The 15,577-nt window shown below is 59.8% G+C and carries 15 protein-coding genes and 1 pseudogene; 9 read left to right on the plus strand and 7 right to left on the minus strand.

Annotated features, from left to right (window positions below):
- The first annotated feature begins 1 nt into the window (after position 1).
- Complete coding sequence (locus QN219_RS22835; RefSeq protein ID WP_284002326.1) at positions 2 to 271, plus strand: hypothetical protein; 270 nt, start codon at positions 2 to 4, stop codon at positions 269 to 271.
- Positions 272 to 485: 214 nt separating this feature from the next.
- Here the strand turns inward: QN219_RS22835 and QN219_RS22840 are convergent, their stop codons facing one another.
- Positions 486 to 899 (minus strand): UPF0158 family protein, encoded by a 414-nt coding sequence (locus QN219_RS22840; protein ID WP_284002327.1) that lies wholly within the window; start codon positions 897 to 899, stop codon positions 486 to 488.
- A 555-nt stretch (positions 900 to 1,454) separates the two neighbouring features.
- Between QN219_RS22840 and QN219_RS34210 the strand changes: the two are divergent.
- Positions 1,455 to 2,025 (plus strand): annotated as a pseudogene (locus QN219_RS34210) (hypothetical protein).
- Between the two features lie 179 nt (positions 2,026 to 2,204).
- On the opposite strand, the gene QN219_RS22850 reads toward QN219_RS34210, so the two are convergent.
- Positions 2,205 to 2,507, minus strand: coding sequence for a ribbon-helix-helix domain-containing protein (locus QN219_RS22850; protein WP_284002332.1), 303 nt, complete (start codon positions 2,505 to 2,507; stop codon positions 2,205 to 2,207).
- Between the two features lie 191 nt (positions 2,508 to 2,698).
- On the opposite strand from QN219_RS22850, the gene QN219_RS22855 reads away from it, so the two are divergent.
- The 5 genes from QN219_RS22855 to QN219_RS22875 all read left to right on the plus strand — a co-directional run bounded on the left by QN219_RS22855 (position 2,699) and on the right by QN219_RS22875 (position 8,459).
- The gene (locus tag QN219_RS22855; protein ID WP_284002335.1) at positions 2,699 to 3,094 is read left to right on the plus strand and encodes a VOC family protein; all 396 of its coding nucleotides are present in this window, start codon (positions 2,699 to 2,701) and stop codon (positions 3,092 to 3,094) included.
- A 76-nt stretch (positions 3,095 to 3,170) separates the two neighbouring features.
- Positions 3,171 to 3,701, plus strand: coding sequence for a gluconate 2-dehydrogenase subunit 3 family protein (locus QN219_RS22860; protein ID WP_284002337.1), 531 nt, complete (start codon positions 3,171 to 3,173; stop codon positions 3,699 to 3,701).
- 78 nt (positions 3,702 to 3,779) lie between these two features.
- The gene (locus QN219_RS22865; protein ID WP_284002352.1) at positions 3,780 to 5,351 is read left to right on the plus strand and encodes a GMC family oxidoreductase; all 1,572 of its coding nucleotides are present in this window, start codon (positions 3,780 to 3,782) and stop codon (positions 5,349 to 5,351) included.
- Between the two features lie 1,234 nt (positions 5,352 to 6,585).
- Positions 6,586 to 7,338, plus strand: a complete 753-nt coding sequence (locus tag QN219_RS22870; protein WP_284002354.1) for an acetoacetate decarboxylase — start codon at positions 6,586 to 6,588, stop codon at positions 7,336 to 7,338.
- A gap of 71 nt (positions 7,339 to 7,409) precedes the next feature.
- Entirely contained in the window at positions 7,410 to 8,459 is a 1,050-nt protein-coding gene (locus QN219_RS22875) for a patatin-like phospholipase family protein (RefSeq protein WP_284002459.1), read from the plus strand.
- Positions 8,460 to 9,063: 604 nt separating this feature from the next.
- Here the strand turns inward: QN219_RS22875 and QN219_RS22880 are convergent.
- Complete coding sequence (locus QN219_RS22880) at positions 9,064 to 10,935, minus strand: sigma-54-dependent Fis family transcriptional regulator (protein ID WP_284002355.1); 1,872 nt, start codon at positions 10,933 to 10,935, stop codon at positions 9,064 to 9,066.
- A gap of 205 nt (positions 10,936 to 11,140) precedes the next feature.
- Between QN219_RS22880 and QN219_RS22885 the strand changes: the two genes are divergently transcribed.
- Both QN219_RS22885 and QN219_RS22890 read left to right on the plus strand, forming a co-directional pair.
- Positions 11,141 to 12,193, plus strand: a complete 1,053-nt coding sequence (locus QN219_RS22885) for an NAD(P)-dependent alcohol dehydrogenase (protein WP_284002356.1) — start codon at positions 11,141 to 11,143, stop codon at positions 12,191 to 12,193.
- Between the two features lie 115 nt (positions 12,194 to 12,308).
- Positions 12,309 to 12,569, plus strand: a complete 261-nt coding sequence (locus tag QN219_RS22890; protein WP_284002357.1) for a ribbon-helix-helix domain-containing protein — start codon at positions 12,309 to 12,311, stop codon at positions 12,567 to 12,569.
- 69 nt (positions 12,570 to 12,638) lie between these two features.
- On the opposite strand, the gene QN219_RS22895 is transcribed toward QN219_RS22890, so the two are convergent.
- The 4 genes from QN219_RS22895 to QN219_RS22910 are packed head-to-tail and all read right to left on the minus strand — an operon-like array spanning position 12,639 to position 15,075.
- Positions 12,639 to 12,812 (minus strand): hypothetical protein, encoded by a 174-nt coding sequence (locus tag QN219_RS22895; protein WP_284002359.1) that lies wholly within the window; start codon positions 12,810 to 12,812, stop codon positions 12,639 to 12,641.
- A 10-nt stretch (positions 12,813 to 12,822) separates the two neighbouring features.
- Complete coding sequence (locus QN219_RS22900; RefSeq protein ID WP_284002361.1) at positions 12,823 to 13,947, minus strand: hypothetical protein; 1,125 nt, start codon at positions 13,945 to 13,947, stop codon at positions 12,823 to 12,825.
- Positions 13,948 to 13,959: 12 nt separating this feature from the next.
- Positions 13,960 to 14,274 carry a hypothetical protein gene (locus tag QN219_RS22905; protein ID WP_284002362.1) on the minus strand — a complete coding sequence of 105 codons (315 nt, stop codon included), beginning with the start codon at positions 14,272 to 14,274 and terminating at the stop codon, positions 13,960 to 13,962.
- A 15-nt stretch (positions 14,275 to 14,289) separates the two neighbouring features.
- Positions 14,290 to 15,075 (minus strand): hypothetical protein, encoded by a 786-nt coding sequence (locus tag QN219_RS22910; RefSeq protein WP_284002363.1) that lies wholly within the window; start codon positions 15,073 to 15,075, stop codon positions 14,290 to 14,292.
- Positions 15,076 to 15,577 lie beyond the last annotated feature (502 nt).

A 15,577-nucleotide genomic window follows, 5' to 3' on the forward strand; every position in this document is an offset into this window, starting at 1 on the left:
CATGGGACTGGCGTTCAGGGCCTGGCAGATCTTCACGAGCATCGCCGCGGAGACGCGATTGATGCCCTTTTTCGTATTTCTGGATCTGCTGGAATGTGACGTCGACTTCCGTTGCCAGCAGTTGGTGGCTGACCACAATGACCCGCGTCCGCCCGCCGATTTCGTGGTCCATCGATCTGCGCCGTCTTTCTGCAGTGTGCGTCCGCATCCTCTGTTCACCAAGACGGCTGACGCTTTGCACGTTCGGCGCGGCGCCTGGCAAGGCTACTGATACCTGCCGCGCCAGACGCTGCAGCTTTGATCGCGCAGTGTCCTGCGCATCTGCATAGGTGCCCTTGCTGCACCGTGACCAATCGACATTGCCGTTATCGACAAGCCAGCGATTGAACTCGTGGCCGTCGGCGCCTAAGCAGACGTCGAGGAAGCCGTTATAACGGTCGCGCTCGACGAACTCGCAGGGGGTCGGGCGGGAGGCGGCGCCTGCGTCAGTTGACCTCGATGTCATTATCGTCGCACCAGGCCCTCAACGCTTCTTCCGTTGCTTTTTGCTCGAAGTCGTACCACCGATCCAAGGCGTGCCGGTGCTCCAACAGGTCCTTGAAGCGGCCATAGGCACCCCCGCGACTGAAAATTTGCCGAACCTTAGCGTAATCATCTGGCAGTTGGCGGCGCGCGAAGCTCAGCACCAGCGGCATGCCGAGATCGAGCTCTCTCTTGTCCGGAATGGGGATGTATTTCGCGCTGTCCTCGATATCGTCTGGCAGTTCCTCGACGTCATCCAACCAGTCCTCCCAGTAGATCTTGCCTGTCTCCTTGCACAGATAGGCGGTGTTTTCGCCGCTTCCACCGGAGCTCACGAATTCGAACGCATCCCGAAGCTCGCTGAAGTTCACTGTCATTCCCGTCCCTCCACCTTTTCGCAACCGCGGACATTTCAACATGACTGCCACATGAAATGGAACGCCCCCTCTCTTGAGCGAATGCGGCGGTTCACACGCGGCTACCGCCTCGGCGATGGAAAGGCGATTGCAGTTGTCCTACCGGGGCCTTGCGCAGTTTTGGAAAGTGCTCGAGGCCTGCATGAACGGCGGCGACGCCGTTATCGCTCAGGCGGCGAACACGGGCTGACCGGAGGCTCGACGCTACGCCGCGGCGTGGTCATCATCAACACGATGCGGATCAAGTCACTTCATCTCCTGGCAGAGGGTCGACAGGTTATCGCGTTTCCTGGAGCGACTCTGGACGAACTGGAATGGGCGCTGAAGCCGCTCGGACGCGAGCCGTATTTCCGTTATCGGATCATCCTGACTTGCGCCTCCGTAATTGGCGGCATCTGCGATACTCCGGCGGATCCCTCGTCCAAAGAGGTCTCGCCTACACTGAGCTCGCGCTCTACGCCCGAGTTGATGCGGACGGAGGGCTAGCCTGATCAATCACCTTGGTATTGATCTTGGGTGTTAGCGACCGGACGCCTGCCGAAGCTCTTTGCCGTAAAGAGCCGGATCGACGCATTTGCGGAACGGCTTTCATTCCTGCCGGCGTACTTGAGTGACCGGGTCATGCAGGCTCTCAGCCGTCTTTTTCCGTCTCACCTTGCTCTGCGGCTCAAGGAATTTCGCACACGGTTCCAGCATTATCTGATGATCAAGCTAGCAGGTTCAGTGGTGGACGAAACGTGGATCCTTCTTGCGGCCCTCTTCGCTTCCGAAGCCGGCGATTTCTTCGAATGCACCCCGCAAGAGGCATGCCGCGTTCCTTCACCGTTTCCCAACGGCCGGGGCAGCCGTGCGCTACCGCGCAATCCACACCGCGACGGCTGGGGGTATCGTCGCTCTGGACATCGCCTTGCCAAGGAATGAAACCGATCGGATGGAAACGCTCCCCGACAAAATCGAGCAACTGATCCTGAAAAAACTCTACTATGGCACTTCTTCGTCTTCCATCAGGATTATATCGTCGAGCGGGGTGTCGACTGGTTGGAAGCGGAAGATCATCGAACTCCTGGACCGGCGCAATGCGCGCTAGCCGCCCGAGCACAATGTCGGTCATCTCTACAAAGCCGAGGATGCCGTGGTGGCCCACTAACGCGAACTCGACCCGTGCAACTGCGTCAACCCGCATATCGGCCAGAGCTCGAAACGGTTGCGCTGGTGCTGAACGAACGAAGCCATTGCGAACAGGCGTCCCGGTAGAAATGGGGAAGCCTATTCGGCGGCGATGACCCGGAATGCCTGCGACTGTACCTTGTCGCCATTCATCAGGTAGATCAGACAGCTCGTGCGAAGCAGCGAGCTGAAATTCGAAATCGAGGCGTTAAGCTCCAACGCTTCGTCATAAAGGGTCGATAGAAACCGGGCGGTCGAAAGGCCCTGTTTTTCGGCAATCTCGTCGATCAGCACCCAGAAGGCCGCTTCGAGCTGGATACTCGTGGAATGGCCGCCAATGCGGACGGAACGGTTTATCGGGCGGTACCGCTCAGGGTTCTGGCCCGCATAGATCTCACACATGGTTCCTCCCTTTATTCTTGTGATTCCAGTATGGCTCGCCGGTAGTTGATGTCAAACCTCGGCCGTGGGGGAGATCACCCCGTTCACGCCCAGATATCGCATTTTGACGGTCTTTTTTGCCTGCGGTAATCCGTTGCTACCAACGCGTCTCGATCGCGAACTAGCATCCCCTCATAAAGGGAGACACGATGTTGGCAAAAGCAATACATTCGATGGTTCGCGTTCTGGACGAGGCGCGTTCGATCAATTTCTATGAAAAGGCCTTCGAACTCAAAGTGGCCGACCGACTGGACTTCGACACCTTCACGCTCGTCTACATGAGCAATGATGAGAGCGAATTCGAGGTCGAACTCACTATCAATAAGGGACGTACCGAGCCCTATAGCCTTGGCGACGGCTACGGCCATCTCGCAGTTTCAGTGGATGATCTCGACGGCGTGCATGCGCGCGTGACGGCTGCCAGGCTGAACCCCAATAAGATCGTCGAATTCAACCGCGAAGGCGCTCTCATCGCTCGCTTCTTCTTCATCACCGATCCGGACGGCTACAAGATCGAGGTTTTGCAGCGTCATGGTCGCTTCAAATAACGGCGCGGCGCCTGGAGGAGGGCGCCGCCCAAGATGCCTGGCTCGCAGGCGATTGCAAAAAGGGGAGGATAGCCCAATGGCGGATATCTACGAGAACCGGCGCGGCATCTCGCGCCGTGAATTGTTGAAACGCGGAACGGTCGGCGCGGCTCTGATTGTTTCCGGTCGTTCGGTCCTCAGTCCCGAGAATGCCTGGGGCCTGGAGACGACAGCACTCAGACCGGAAACCGTCGCAACCCTGATCCTGCTTGCCCGCGACATCTATCCGCACGACCAGCTCGCCGACCGCTTCTATGCGATCGCGATCAAGGGGCAGGATGCCAAAGCCGCGAGGGATACGGCACACAAGGCGCTCATAGAGAACGGTGTCGCCGATCTCGACAAGCGCGCCGGCAGCGGCGGCTATCGCGGCCTGTCGTGGGAGGACGATCGGGTCGCGATCCTGCGCGACATCGAGACGACACCCTTCTTCCAGGCGGTACGCGGCGATCTCGTGGTCAGCCTCTACAATCAAAAGGAGCTCTGGCCGATCTTCGGATATGAAGGCGAATCCTACTCGCAGGGCGGCTACATCGACCGCGGCTTCAACGACATCGAGTGGCTTTGAGCGAATGTGCCCGCGCCGGAGGAGGCGGCGGGCAGGCGGACGCTTGTGCGCCGCAGGGTACATTTTCGGGAGGATATCATGGCAGCTCCATATGATCTCAAGGACGACGGCGTGGTCGTCATCATCGGTTCCGGCGCCGGCGGCGGCACGCTCGGCAACGAACTTGCGCAAAAGGGCATCGACGTCGTCATTCTCGAGGCGGGCAGCCGCATCGAGTACGAGGATTTCATCAACGACGAATGGGAGAGTTTCGCCCAGCTTGCATGGCTCGATCACCGCACGACCGGCGGTGGCTGGCGCGTTTCGAAGGACTTCCCCAACCTCCCGGCCTGGATCGTCAAGGCAGTCGGCGGCACGACGACACATTGGGCTGGTGCATCGCTGCGTTTCCAGGAGCACGAGTTCAAGACGCTCACGCACTACGGAACGATAGAAGGCGCCAACCTGCTCGACTGGCCGCTGACGCTCGCCGAACTCGAGCCCTACTATGCCCGGGCCGAGGACAAGATGGGCGTGACCCGCACCAACGGCATCGAGGGCCTTCCGGGGAACAATAACTTCAAGGTCTTCAAGGCCGGTGCCGACAAGCTCGGCTACAAGGAATGTCACACCGGCCGGATGGCGATCAACTCCGCCGAGCGCGACGGCCGCATCGGCTGTCAGCAGACCGGCTTCTGCTTCCAGGGGTGCAAGTGGGGCGCCAAATGGTCGACGCTTTACACGGAAATCCCGAAGGGTGAGGCAACCGGCAAGCTGGAAGTCCGATCGAATTCGCATGTGGTCAAGATCGAGCACGACAAGACCGGCAAGGTGACAGGCGTCGTATATGCCGACAAGGAAGGCAAACTTCATGAGCAGAAGGCCAGGATCGTCTGCCTTGCCGGAAACTCGATCGAAAGCCCGCGACTGCTGCTCAATTCACACTCAGCAATGTTCCCCAACGGTCTGGCGAATTCCTCCGGTCAGGTCGGCAAGAACTACATGCGGCATACGACCGGCTCGGTCTACGCCGTTTTCGAGAAGCCCGTGCATATGTACCGCGGCACCACGATGGCCGGCATCATCAGGGACGAGGCAAGACATGACCCGTCGCGCGGTTTCGTCGGTGGTTACGAGTTGGAAACGCTGGCGCTTGGCGTGCCCTTTATGGCGGCCTTCCTTGATCCGGGTGGCTGGGGCCGTTCCTTCACCTCAGCCATGGACAGCTATGCCAACATGGCAGGCCTGTGGATCGTCGGCGAGGACATGCCGCAGGAGCAGAATGCGGTAAAGCTGCATCCCGAGCTCAAGGATCAGTACGGGATGCCGATCCCCGATGTCTGGTTCACCGACCACCCGAACGACAAGGCGATGCGCAACCATGCCTACAAGCAGGGAATGGCCCTTTACTCGGCCATTGGAGCGATCCGCACCTTCCCGACCCCACCCTATCCTTCGACCCATAATCTTGGAACCAACCGCATGAGCGAAAAGGCCTCCGACGGTGTGGTCAACAAATGGGGTCAGACGCATGACATCCAGAATCTCTTCATTTCCGACGGGAGCCAGTTCACCACGGGCGGAGCGGAAAACCCGACACTGACGATCGTTATGCTGGCAATCCGCCAGGCAGACCGTATTGCCAACGAAATGGGCGCCGGGACCATTTGACATCCAGCCCTACCGGCCGCTGACTTTGCGGCCGGTCCTCCCGCGCGGCCTGCTGTTCGCAGACCGTGCCACCTGTGACCGCTCCGCCGGTCACTTTTTGGCGTCTTCCTCACTTTGTGTGGTGATCGACATCGATCGGCAGCATCCTGGGCCGCAGGAGTTCAGTGCGGGCCCAGCCATAGCCGCGAAACCGGTGAACCCCCGTTTCAGGATGTCACCTTCCTAGCCTGGTCTCCGGAGAGTATTCCCCTCGACTTGATGCACAAGGCGGCAGCCACGACGCGAGATTACCTCGCCCCTCCGCTGGATCCAGGCTGCGGGTGGCACGCAGAGAAGTTGGGCGCAGCCGAGCAACCGCGCTGTCGGCCTTGTTGGTGCGCCGCCAACTGGCAAGAAGCCGCCCCAGGTTAGAGAAGCTGCCGGTACAGCCGCGTAGTCCGATTTCATGGGACAGGTCAACCTCGCGGTTTCCAGCTCACGATGATGGACCATATAACGCCAGCAGGGCGCCAACTCCAGTCATCGATACCGTCCGGAGCGAGCTTGGCCCGTTGCGTGGCGCATGTCGTTGGAATTGCCGCAGGATCGTATCGTCGCTGACCGGCATGCCAAGACGCTTCATCAGACTGCAGGACGCCCGCCGGCGCTGTGTCCGAGCAGACCGACAATCTCGATGACCCTTTTTGTCCGGCGCATAGGGAGCAGCAACCGCTGGCAATGGCTCGGTGGATGTTTTGTCGTTCATAATTCGATATGCACACCAGAATGCTGCGGCTGAACAGCCGTGCTGATTTCGGGTCCGCCGTCCGCAATCGGAGCAAACACCTGCGCCGGACCAGGTGGCCAATTCGCGTTCGTTCGCATGCCTACGCAGCGCGGCATCGTCGCTAACCGCGAATGAACCACACAAATTGAGAAAGACCCTAAATCCCAAGCATCAAGAAGTCCGAGAGATCGGCGCTTCTGGTCCGTTTTATGCAATTGTAACTACAAGCTGCCAGTCAAATCGTTAGCTGAAATGAAGGTCCATCTCGATTTCAGAAGCTAGCCGGTCGGCGATGGCGCCAGTGACGAGATTCTTACAAACCAAGACAAATCTTGCCGATCCGATAGCTGAGCGGCCGTCGCGGGAAGCGTGAAAGCTTATCCAAACAATAGATTACCGCGTTGGCATGCTCCTTGCTGTGCGAGTGTCCTTGTTGGAGATTAGCCCACAGCCAAGGAGATAGAAGCCTTGAAGTCCAAAGATGTGCGTGCCCAAGCCTATTCGATGCCGCTGACAAGCCCCGCCTGCCCGAGGGGCCCATATCGCTTCGTCAATCGCGAGTACCTTATCATCACCTACCGGACGGACCCCGACCGGCTACGCGGCGTGGTCCCTCAGCCGCTAGAATTCGATGATCCTTTGGTAAAGTTTGAGTTCATTCGCATGCCCGACTGTGCGGGTTTCGGGAGCTATGTGGAGTCCGGTCAGGTCATTCCCGTACGGTTTAACGGCATGATCGGCGGCTATTCGCATACCATGTATTTGGACGACGGACCGCCAATTTTTGGTGGCCGAGAGTTGTGGGGATTCCCGAAGAAATATGCGCATCCTGCATTGGAGGTCCATAGGGACACGCTGGTCGGCACCCTCGACTACGGCCCGGTCCGGATCGCAACGGGGACCATGGGTTTTAAACATTGGGCACTCGACCACACCGAGGTGCTGGCCTCGCTGTGCCAGCCGACATTCCTATTGAAGATTATTCCGCATGTAGATGGCAGCCTGAGAGTTTGCGAACTCGTACTCCTTAAGATGGAGGATGTGATGTTGAAGGGCGCATGGGGTGGACCCGCAGGCTTGGACTTGCGGCCCCACGCGCTGGCGCCCGTTGCTGAACTGCCGGTTCTGGAGGTCGTTTCAGCCGCTCATTTCGTCGCCGATCTGACACTAGGCCTCGGCACAGTTGTTCACGACTATCTGGCGGAAACGCAGACGGCTTGAATCCAGGTTACCGATATCACGAGAGCCGAGGCAATCTCATGCCCGACCAAGTGACACAAAAACGGGTCGATATGGCGCTTCAGGGTGGCGGGTCCCACGGCGCTCTGACCTGGGGGGTGCTGGATCGGCTATTGGAAGACGGTCGCATCCACATCTGCAGCATCAGCGGGACGAGCGCCGGTGCGATGAATGCCGTCGTGCTGGCGGACGGCATAGAAAAGGCGGGTGCGGAGGGTGGACGCGATGCGCTGGCAGCATTCTGGAAAGCAGTGAGCGACGCCGGGCGCTGGTCTCCGCTGCGCCGCACGCCATGGGACCGCATGTTCGACAATTTCAGCCTCGACCACTCCCCAGCTTACTTCTGGTTTGAACAGGTTACGCGGCAATTCTCTCCTTATGAACTGAACCCGTTCGACATCAATCCGTTGCGCGACCTGATTGCCGGCGCAGTCGACTTCGACGCAGTGAATCGGTGTTGCAGGCTCAAGGTATACGTCACCGCTACAAATGTGCGCACAGGCTGGGCCAAGGTGTTCACGCAGCCCGACCTCTCCGTTGAAACTGTCATGGCGTCCGCCTGCCTGCCGTTCATGTTCAAAGCGGTCGAGATCGACGGTGAGGCCTACTGGGATGGCGGCTACATCGGTAATCCCGCGCTCTATCCGCTCTTCGACGACCCCGCCACCCGAGACATCGTGATCGTCCAAGTCAACCCGCTTGTCCGGGAGGAATTGCCGACCACCGGCCGAGCAATCATCAACCGGCTGAACGAAGTGACCTTCAATGCAGCGCTCCTGAAGGAATTGCGTTCAATCCATCTCCTGCACGAGTTGATCAAGTTGGAGGGGCTGGAAGCCGAGCGTTATCGTGACAGCTACCTTCACCTGATCCATGCCCACGAGGAGATTCAGCACCTTAGCGCGTCAAGCAAATTCGCGGCTGAATGGAGCTATCTGCTCTATCTCAAGGAGCGTGGACGGGAGTGGGCCGAACGCTTCCTCAACCAGCATTTCGACGACCTTGGCGTCCGCTCGACGCTCGACCTCGGCCAGCTGTTCAGCGACAGTTTCAGGTTGCCTCAATTCGACGATGCACCAGCCGACAACGCGTCGACGGAGTGAAAGATGTTCGGGATCCCTGCCCATTCTCGCGGCGCGTGGTGCACCATTATTCTGGTCCATCGAGGTGTTTCCCAGCACCTGGACCTTGCCGTGATCGCCACAAGGGCGGGACCGATTCTTGCGAGCTAAATTGCGGCGCTGCGCGCTTGTGCCCTGGCCGTCTTCTCGTGTGAATGCGAATCATTTGAAGTGCCCGTGTAGGACTTCGACATTGTAGCCATTTGGCTCGGTGATGAAGAAGAAGCGCGCGAACAGGCCAGATTGCGTTCGGATCGCGATAGTTTTCCTGCGCGCGACACCCGCCTGCGATAGTCTGCATGTTCGGCATCGAGGTCCATCATAGAAACGGCGAGGTGGCCGAATCCCTCGCCGAGGCCCCATCGGGCTCTTCGCGTTCCCTGTTGATCGTAAATTCTACCTCGAAGTCGCTGTCGTCGGTCAGTGAGCGTGATAGTCTCGAAGCCAAACCGATCGGCCACTTCGAAGAGCTTTGCAGGGGATCGTCTTTGCTCGCTAGACGACGCGATCGGGGACGATCTCTGGTACGCTGAGTGCGGCATCTCTCGGCAGGTCGCGAGAACTCAAGCCATGTGGAAGCATCCTTTCATCGGATGTGTTTGTGGACCGTCGTTCGAGACAGCCCGAGCAAACGTGCAGTCTCAGACGCATTGTTGCCGGTCTGCCGATAAGTCGCGCGGATTTCGGCACATCGGCGCCTGCTGAAGGTATTATTCAGACAGCCCTTGCAGCAATCGGTGACGGCATCCTCAACCCCATGATCGAAAGAATCCTCATCGAGATAGTCCATATGCCGTCGAATGAGCGCGCGTTGGAGCGCTGCGTTCAGTTCGCGGATGTTGCCAGGCCAAGATCGCTGTGCGAGGCGGGTAATAGCGGCGTCCGTGATTGCCGTTCCAGGCGCCAGCTTCTTCATCAAATGCTCGACGATGAGCGGGAAATCGGATCGCTCGCTCAGCGGTGGAAGATTTATCGTGATGGCGTTGAGCCGGTAAAGCAGATCGGCCCGGAACGCGCGACCCCTCACCATATCGTGCAGGCTCCGGTTTGTGGCCGAGACGATCTGAACGTCGACTTTGTAGACCTTCTGCCCGCCCACGGGGCGCACTTCCATCGAATCGAGAAAGCGTAGAAGTGCCGTCTGGGAGGCAAGTGGAATGTCGGCCACCTCGTCAAGAAACAGGGTGCCGCCATCGGCGGCGCGCGCGAGCCCCGGCGCACCGTCGTCGCGTGCATTCGTGTAGGCGCCGCGCTCGTGCCCGAAAATTTCGGCGATGAACAACTGCTCCGGTACGGCGCCGCAATTGAGAGCGACGAATTCACCTTTGCGCCGGCTCAACCTGTGCAGATGGCGCGCCATTAGCTCCTTGCCAGTCCCAGTGTCCCCGCATATATGGACCGGCATTCTCAGTGCCGTGGCATCTGCCAGTTCGGCCATGGCGCGCTTGAGCAGCCGATCCTCGCAGATGAAGTCCGGCTTTTCGGGATCGCTGATGAGAGCCGGAAAGGAGGGAGCGGGCCGCGTCAGGGGGCGCATCGCCATGCCCTCTCCGATTTGGCGGCAGACCATGAACACACCGCTACCGGCCCGGTCCCGTACGCGGATGATGCCACCGCCCAGCAGCCCATCCATAGCTGCGCCGAAACCCGCCACGAAGAGACGGTCGAAATGCACACCCTGCGCTGCCGGCAACCCGGCAAGAAGTGCCATGCCCGGCCGGTTGATCAAGGCGACGGTGCCGTCGCCCGAAACTGCAATAAGTCCCGCGGAAAGGGTGTCAAGATACTCGGCGCGCGGGTGGAAGGCGAAGATGAAGCTGCCGGCGTTCTCGCGGAAGATGAGCCCATTCTCGATCTGCGCGGCCGCCATCCGCACGAGCGCGTGTGTATGCTGCTGACGTGCGTCGTTCGAGCAGGAGGCGTCGAGCAGTCCAAGGACCTCGCCGTTTGTGCCAAGGATGGGCGCGGCCATGCAACTCAGGTGACCATGGCAGTTGAAATAGTGCTCACGTCCATACACGGCGATCGGCTGGCGCTCTCGCGCGACCAGGCCGAGAGCGTTGGTGCCACGCTCGCTTTCCCTCCACATGCTGCCAGGGATGATGGAGCGTCCAACCGAGCTTTCGGCAAAATGCGGGTCGCTGATCGTGTCGAGCACCACGCCCCCCGCGTCCGCAAGCGCGATCATGAAGTTCGAACCTGCTATCTGCGTGTGAAGGAGGTGCATTTCTGCGAGCGCCAGCGATCTTAGCACCGCATTCTCATCGCGTCGGTGGCGCACGTCGCTGAAGGGAACGACGGCGTCGCGCGGGATGCCGGCGGGATCGAGCCCCAGTTCACGACACCGTTGCCAGCTGTCAGCGACGAGTGGCGCCACTGCACCGGCCGGAAAACTTCTCCCCTGTTCGAGAGCGGCTCGCGCCCGCTCCAATCCCGAAAGATGTTGCATGGCTTCCATCGTCCTCCTCTGGAAACGCCTGGCCCGTTACGCGAGCGCAGCAATAGCTAGAAACTGAACAGTCCGCTGTTCGCACTGTTCAGTTGATGAACGCGCCACACCCGAAAGAAGAGCGCAAGTCGTTGTTTTTCCAAATCTTCAGCCAGTGGCATGAAGGTTGCTCCTTCGGTTGGCAGTTCTTAGATTTGCCATGGAGGAGGGTTTCATGAAAGCGCAAGTGCTTACCCGATACGACGACAGCCTTACCGCGGGACAATGGGTCTCGCTGCAGGAGGTCACCGATCCAAAGATCAATAAATCGACGGATGTTATTGTCCGTGTTGGTGGCGCAGGTGTGTGCCGGACAGACTTGCACATCATCGAGGGCGTCTGGCGGCCCCACATGGATCCTGATGGAGACCACCTCCTTCCCCTGATCATGGGGCACGAGAACGCCGGCTGGGTTGAAGCGGTTGGCAAGGAGGTGGAAGGCATCAAAGTCGGTGATCCGGTCATCGTGCATCCGAAGATTTCCGGAGGAACCTGCCTTGCCTGCAGACGCGGGTTCGACATGCATGGACCGGGCAAGTTTCCGGGTCTCGATTGCAACGGCGGCTACGCGGAATATCTTTGCACGTCGGAGCGCAATATTGTGCCTCTGCCGAAGACACTGGCGCCCAAGGAGGTAGCGCCCTATGCCGACGCGGGATTGACCGCCTATCGGGCGGTTAAGAAGGCAACGCGTCATCTTTTGCCCGGCGAAAACTGTGTCGTCATTGGCGCCGGCGGACTCGGCCACATTGGTATCCAGTGCCTGAAGGCGATGTGCGCCGCCGATGTCATCGTCGTCGACAAATCTGATGACTCCCTCGCGCTTGCGGGCAAGATCGGAGCTGACAAGCTCGTCAAGGCGGATGGCAATGAGGTCGAGGCGGTGCTGGCCCTGACCGCTGGGCAAGGCGCGGAAGCCGTGATCGACTTTGTCGGCGAAAGAGGCACGACTACTAAGGGGCTCGCCATGACGCGCCCGATGGGCAGCTACTACGTCGTGGGCTACGGCGAGGACATCCGCGTGCCGACCGTCGACATGGTGATCACCGAGAAGAACATCATCGGCAACCTGGTGGGCACGTGGGCTGAACTGGTGGAGTTGATGGCGCTCGCGGATCGGGGACTGGTCGAATTGACAACGGTCGAATACCGTCTCGCCGACGCGAACCGGGCGCTGCAGGATCTCAATAGCGGTCGCATCCATGGACGGGCCGTGCTCATCCCTTGAGCCGTATAGTGCGGGCGGAAGAGCGCTCCGCCTTCGGCCTGCACGCCTGACGTCCGGGCGCCGGCCGCCATGGGCAGGGATTGATCGGTCGCTACCACAAACCGAAGGGAACAGCATGTGTAAAACCCTTACTGCGAGGGACCCGCAGCCTTTCCGGAAAATCAGCCGGCCGCTGAGGATTGCGGGTCATTCGACGAGCATCTGTCTGGAGTCCGCCTTCTGGCAGGTTCTTGACGCGATGGCCGTGGCCGAGGGTCTGTCAACGCCGAAGCTCATTTCTGTCCTGCATGAGGAGGCGGCCCAAATGCACGAGGACCTGCCGAATTTCGCCTCAGTACTACGAACCCTCTGTCTTCTGCACGAGAGCGGACGGTGAATGCTGCATCCGAATTCGGCTAACGGCCCCGCGCCTCGCGACACCTGTCACAAGGCGCAGGCCAGTTACTCAGGACGTCTGTTTCTGGTTGATGCGGTCCTGCGCGATCCAGCGTGCCGCCAGCACCAGCGCGCCCATGCTGAACTCCTTGCCATGCTTAGCGATCATTTCTTCCGAAAGGCTGGCGAGGCGTGCAAAAAAGTCGTCCTTGCTCTTTTCTTCAGGGGTCTGTTCGGTCTGCATGATATCCTCCTCATGACTTGAAGATTTGCGGTGGCAAGGTGACAATTGCCGCAGTGCCGTCCGCCGTTCCGATGGCGAGATGGTGTCCGTCAGCCGACCATTCGAGCGCCATGACCGGTCCTCCGGCATGGCGGACCGGCAATTCGTCGCCGCTGCCGATCCGAGCGACGACGATTTGGCCATCGGAATAGCTGGCGGCAACCAGGTTCTTCAGGGGATGCGCCGCCACCTGTTCGATCGCGACATGACCCGCTCGTCCGGTCGTCAGTGCGCCCGATCTGTTGTCGATGAGCGGTGGAGTCTCCATCGACCACGCCGCGATCCGGAATGCGCCAGAGGCGATAACGGCATTGGCAGGTCTGCTCCAGCAGACCGACTTCACAGGGGCGGGAAAGTCCGGCAGTATTCCGGTGCGCTTGCTCGCCGGATCGACGAACGCGACGCCGCCCTTCCCGAGAGCGCAGGCTATCCAGCGGCTGTCCGCTGTCCAGCGGATTGAGACCGGACGGCCGGGAAGGTGAAAGCATTCGTGATTGGTACCGGTCGTTTGCCACAGGCTCAACCCGTCTGCCGAGGAGGCCGCGATGCGCAGCCCGTCGGGTGACAGCGCGATCGCTTCGATACCCCCGTCAGCGGCGGGCTCGAGTCGGTTCAATGGACCGAGATCGCGGGAAAGATAGAGGAACGTGCCATCGCTTATGGCGGTGATCCCATCCGCCGCCTGGTGGTCGAGCGCCGTGACGGGGCGGCCAAGCCGGATACCGGTGTTTTCGATCTCGCCGCTGGCGTCAATATTCAGCAGTTCCTCCCCGCCGCTCGCGACGATAAAACGATCGGTCGGCCCGGCGGCAAGCGGGGGCGTGCCCTTGGCAAGGGGCGCGGTCTCGGTCAGCGGCGGCGCTGATGCCTTGCGCGGCCTGATCGTCGTCTGGCCGAAGTCCGCGCTGACACGAATGCGCTTCTCGGGCGATTCTGCGTCGGCAAGCGGTGCTATCGCCAAGCTGCCGTCAGCGCCGGCGAAAGCGACGGCGGTACCGTCGGCGTTGAAGCGCAGGTCCATTACCGCGGCCGATCGTTGCCAGCTTCGCGCGAACAGATCGAACATTGTCAGGTTGCGGGCACTCTGCTGGTTCATCTCGCTCCTCCTTCAACTGCCTGCGCTCTCCTCCAGCAGGCGATCGATTTCCGCGATGGCTTCCTCGGCGCTGGCGATCTGATCCTCGTACATCCTCTGCCGCGACCGGATCGCCGTTGCTCTCTCGTCCACCTCATGCAAGTTCCGCACCAATTGTGGTTTTGCGCCCTCGCGGCCGATTTCCAGCTCGAGGCGCAAAGCCTCCATCTCCGTTCCGCCGAGCATCTGCGTCAACTTCAAGATTTCGGTGTTGAGCCCGGCGACCTGGCTCACAAGCGTCAGCCGCCGCTGGAGCAGATCGGCCTTGAATTGTCCTTGCTTCGTCAAGGGAACGTCCTATCGTTAGCTCGGACACATCCGAGAGGGTTGCGCTGAAAGAAGGTGGAGCACATGTTCGAGACGGCTGGAAAGATGTTCTTCCAGGCTCTGCGCGATGCCGTGGTGACGCGGCTCGGAAGGGACCATCCATGTCTTTCTGTTGTCGACCGCGCCATCGACACGGGCGGTGCTGATGCGACATTGGCGGTCCAAGACGCGCTCAATGCTCTCGGCGCCGACTTGGTAGCGCTTCTCATGGCGGATGCACACAGCGCGGTCAGGCAGAATCCGGCGGCCATTCTCGAAGGCTAGCAGCCGCGTGGAATCAAGCGCTGAAGCAACCATCATCACTTTGCCCCGGGCTCGGATTTCGGCTTTTCCCACGCGGAAAGCTGCGCTGGCAAACTGGGAAGCTGAGCGCGGAACTGTCTTTCGGCTGCTTCGATGTGGCTCCTGAACTGATCCCAGATATCGACACGCATGAGCTCTGCGCCATCCCCCGAGCAGACGTTCGATCTCCTCGAGGGGAAACTGGTGGGACAAAGAGACTCCTGAGAAGACGAAGTCGCGCAGAAGGACCGCGTGGGTGTCAATGAAGGACTGAATCATCGGATGCGTTTCCCGCGTCAAACCCGAGGCAGCCATCTCGGCTTCCATGAAGGACTGGAAATGGCGCTGAAGCAGATATTGGCTTTCCCCGAGAAACCGCATCTGAAAGATAAGGTCGCGGGGCATCAGCCGCACCAGATCGCCGGTGACGTCGTTGTCGCGGCCTTCTAGCCTGCTAGGGTCTTTCTCGTCTTTTGACATCCTCGTCTCCCGGTTCGCCTCAGTCGCGCCCCGGAAAGTAAGTATGCGAGGATAGCGAAGTTTTGCAACTTCGAAGCTTATGTATATAAAAGTATTGCTCCGGGCATGGAGTTTCAGTGTAAAGAGTTACATTTGTAAATTACAATTGTAACGGGCGAGCTTTACGCTCGAACGCCCTGTTCTGCAATATCGCTCAGAATTGGGGCCATGCTTCCTGTTATCGAGAAGTCTTCAAACTTGGCACGCCCCTTGCTTCATCCTTTCGTATAAGAAGCCCACCGCCTCGATGCGGTGCCACAAGAACGAAGGGAACGGAGGAAAAAGGGACAGACGCCGATTGTCAGACGGCTACCCGCGCGACGCACCGGTGAAGACCCGTGTTTCTCCCCGAAAACCTTTGCCGCGATCCACTGACGGCCGGACGGCAGCGCTGAGGAGGCGCACCCTGCCGACTTGAACTCAACCGCGGCAGTGTGTGCCGCTTCCGCCCAGGCCAAGGGGG

The sequence above is a fragment of the Sinorhizobium sp. 8-89 genome, assembly GCF_030124325.1.
In the GTDB taxonomy this organism is placed as follows: Bacteria; Pseudomonadota; Alphaproteobacteria; order Rhizobiales; family Rhizobiaceae; genus Sinorhizobium.